We start from the raw sequence: 2,591 nt of genomic DNA on the forward strand, positions 1-2,591 counted from the left end.
GTATACCACTGTTTGTTGGTCACTACTGGTTAGATGGCACACCTGAGACCCTTTCAAACAATGTTGCCTGCGTTGATTTCAGTGTTGCACGGGCAGGAGGCAAACTGGCAGCCTATCGCTGGTCGGGAGAGCAGCAGCTCAGAAATGAAAACTTCGTCTGGATTGAACGCGCTCAGTAAGCACTATACCTACCGGGGCGAGATTCGAACTCGTTCCCGCGACAAATGAAGCAACCTGCATGAAACACCCACAAACCCGGGCAAAGAGAGGCTGCTCCTCATTCGGCCAGCTCCGTATGCATTCCCACGCGGAGCATGGGAACGAGGGTTCCTGATGGTTTTACGACAGCCTCCTTCGCGGGAAAGACGGAAGGGCAGGCATGTCGGCTGACACACCTGCCCTCTCTTGCCAGAATAGGCAGTCTCGTTCAACCACAACACTTCTTGAATTTCCGGCCACTGCCACAGGGACAGGGGTCATTACGGCCCACTTTAGAATCTGGCCGGACCACAGGCTGCTGATTCTTCCCGGGAGACGATGATCGCAACAGCATTTGTTGACCTGATTGTCTATTGGAGCTGGCAGGCTTTCGCGCCCCGGGCTTTGGTTTTCTGGCAGGCCAGGGTCTCTTAACCCGTTGAATGTCTTCCAGCTCCGCGCTGCGCCCAACAGGCACCCGTTCAGTCCGTTCTTTCTGCGGTTGGCTGCTGTTAAAGCTGGCCCATCCTTCCAACTCGGCCACAGAATCATCAATGAGGGCAAAATTTTCATAGGGAGGAAAGCGAATATCGTCAGGGTGTTCTTGCAACATAGCCCTGAGCCGGTCCTTACCCATAAATGAATCCACTAATAATTCATCATCAAAGGTTCGAATAATGTCCGTTTCCAACTCAACAAATCCAGCGACTATGCTGTTGGACACAAGTCCATCCCAGACAGGGCTACGCTGTCGCTCCAGCCCACCATGGAACAGCTGTTGAAAATAACTGCCCAATTGCTCCCGGGGAAGAAAACCATAAAAAACCAGAATAGACAGGCAAGTCAGGCAGGAATAACGCACGTATGGATGTATCGCTTCATTTTCAATCAGTTGTTTAAGTGGCTCAACCTTACCGCCATCACCACTTTCTTCACTGCCCTGGCCAACTATTACCGAAGCCAGTATTCGCGCCAGACTCTCACTGACTACATAGCCAAGCAGGCGGTTGACCACTCGGGGGCTGGCAGAAACAACCCGGAGCATCAGGGGAAATGCCTGCTGCTCCCGGAACTGGGCGAGCAGGTAAAAGGCAAAAAAGACCAGATCCACGCGTTGCCCTTCGGGGATCTCATCACCCTGCCCGGCAATACCTTCCAGATAGTCAAGCAAACGCGGAGTCAGCTCAGCCCGCTGTTCACTGGCCGCCAGCAGCGTTTCTGCGGGCAACTCACCAACTACATGGTTAGAAAGCCTGTTAATAATATCGTCAATGGTCATGGGTACTCCTATCCTGTCTATTGTCGCTATTTTTTTCATAAGCATAGCGTTTAAACAGTCATAAGGTAGCCGCAGTCAAAGCCTGTTAAGAAGCAGGCCCTCAACCATCGATGCGAAAATCAGGGTGCAGGCATTGCCAATGGGATGTCAAAGCTTCTTTATGTTCATCAGACGACTGGAACTGTTCCACCGGCATATAGCAGCAGGGCATAAGCTAACCGGCGAGGTAACCCGCATAAACGGCACGCCAGAGCGGCCACTGGTTTATATCTACACTCGGGTTATGCCGGTTACCCATTGACCAAAGTACCTGAACAGCACCTTTGCCTGCTCAGGTAATTACCGATTGGCAAACCAGACCACATATTCTCTGACTGGCCAAAAGTTCATATCTTCTTTGGATACGACTTCCAGCTCACATAGCATAAGGTATCCTTTTTTTCGCCCCTCTTTTACTTTTACGATAATGCCTCGCATCTCATCGTCATCATCAATACCCAACACCTCAACGGTATGGCCTACTGAAAAAGGTGCATCCTTATTATCAGCAAACGGGTTTGAGTCCAGGTCTTCGAACCTGACAGACTGAAACGGGAAGGTGAGATGCTCTTCAAGATAATCCTCCCAGTCTCTTTTTTGCCACACTTTGTATTTTTTATCCCACAAGGGCTCGTTACCATCATCCCAGGATGAATCATATTCAGCAGAGTTACTCATAACAACATACCTCGCCTCAAAAGCAATACATGATAGCCATGCTAGTTAAGCAGACTGCTTTTTTGATTTTTTGTTCAAAAAATATTGAAGTCATGCCTCACCCCTTCAACATATCAAACACCACCCTGGCAAAGCCCCTGGCCACCTCCGGGTTAGAAAGATACTGCATCATCATTGCCTGCTGCGCGTCATTGCTGTCCATCACGGCATCATCAATGGCTTTCGGGAAGTCGCCCGGCAGGGCCTGTTCGGCGGTGTTGATGAAAGAGGAAGAGCTGGCTTGTAAAACCAAGCGAAGGTTCAAGGCAACGACTGACTCTCGCCATAACAAGCCTGTGGCAGAGAACTTGTTAAAGCGTGGCTTTCGTCGGGATCAACCTGATCAGGCTTACGTTGG

At 50.3% G+C, this 2,591-nt stretch carries 4 protein-coding genes; 1 reads left to right on the forward strand and 3 read right to left on the reverse strand.

Annotation, left to right across the window (positions count from 1 at the left end; genetic code table 11):
- Window positions 1–427: 427 nt before the first annotated feature.
- A complete protein-coding gene (locus RM811_RS09830; protein WP_402523483.1) occupies window positions 428–1,477 on the reverse strand; it encodes a DUF1186 domain-containing protein in 1,050 nt (349 codons plus the stop codon).
- A 139-nt stretch (window positions 1,478–1,616) separates the two neighbouring features.
- Between RM811_RS09830 and RM811_RS09835 the strand changes: the two genes are divergently transcribed.
- Window positions 1,617–1,778 carry a hypothetical protein gene (locus RM811_RS09835; protein ID WP_402523486.1) on the forward strand — a complete coding sequence of 54 codons (162 nt, stop codon included), beginning with the start codon at window positions 1,617–1,619 and terminating at the stop codon, window positions 1,776–1,778.
- A gap of 38 nt (window positions 1,779–1,816) precedes the next feature.
- On the opposite strand, the gene RM811_RS09840 is transcribed toward RM811_RS09835, so the two are convergent.
- Both RM811_RS09840 and RM811_RS09845 read right to left on the reverse strand, forming a co-directional pair.
- On the reverse strand, window positions 1,817–2,194 hold the full coding sequence (locus RM811_RS09840; protein WP_402523488.1) for a calcium-binding protein: 378 nt from the start codon (window positions 2,192–2,194) through the stop codon (window positions 1,817–1,819).
- Window positions 2,195–2,291: 97 nt separating this feature from the next.
- Entirely contained in the window at window positions 2,292–2,498 is a 207-nt protein-coding gene (locus RM811_RS09845; protein ID WP_402523490.1) for a hypothetical protein, read from the reverse strand.
- Between the last annotated feature and the right edge of the window lie 93 nt (window positions 2,499–2,591).

The sequence above is a fragment of the Endozoicomonas sp. genome (assembly GCF_031844845.1).
GTDB lineage: Bacteria > Pseudomonadota > Gammaproteobacteria > Pseudomonadales > Endozoicomonadaceae > Endozoicomonas.

Excerpts from the sequence above, each read along its gene's own strand:
- RM811_RS09830 (WP_402523483.1), bottom strand. The coding sequence starts at position 1,477 with ATGACCATTGACGATATTATTAACAGGCTTTCTAACCATGTAGTTGGT.
- RM811_RS09835 (WP_402523486.1), top strand. The coding sequence starts at position 1,617 with ATGGGATGTCAAAGCTTCTTTATGTTCATCAGACGACTGGAACTGTTC.
- RM811_RS09840 (WP_402523488.1), bottom strand. The coding sequence starts at position 2,194 with ATGAGTAACTCTGCTGAATATGATTCATCCTGGGATGATGGTAACGAG.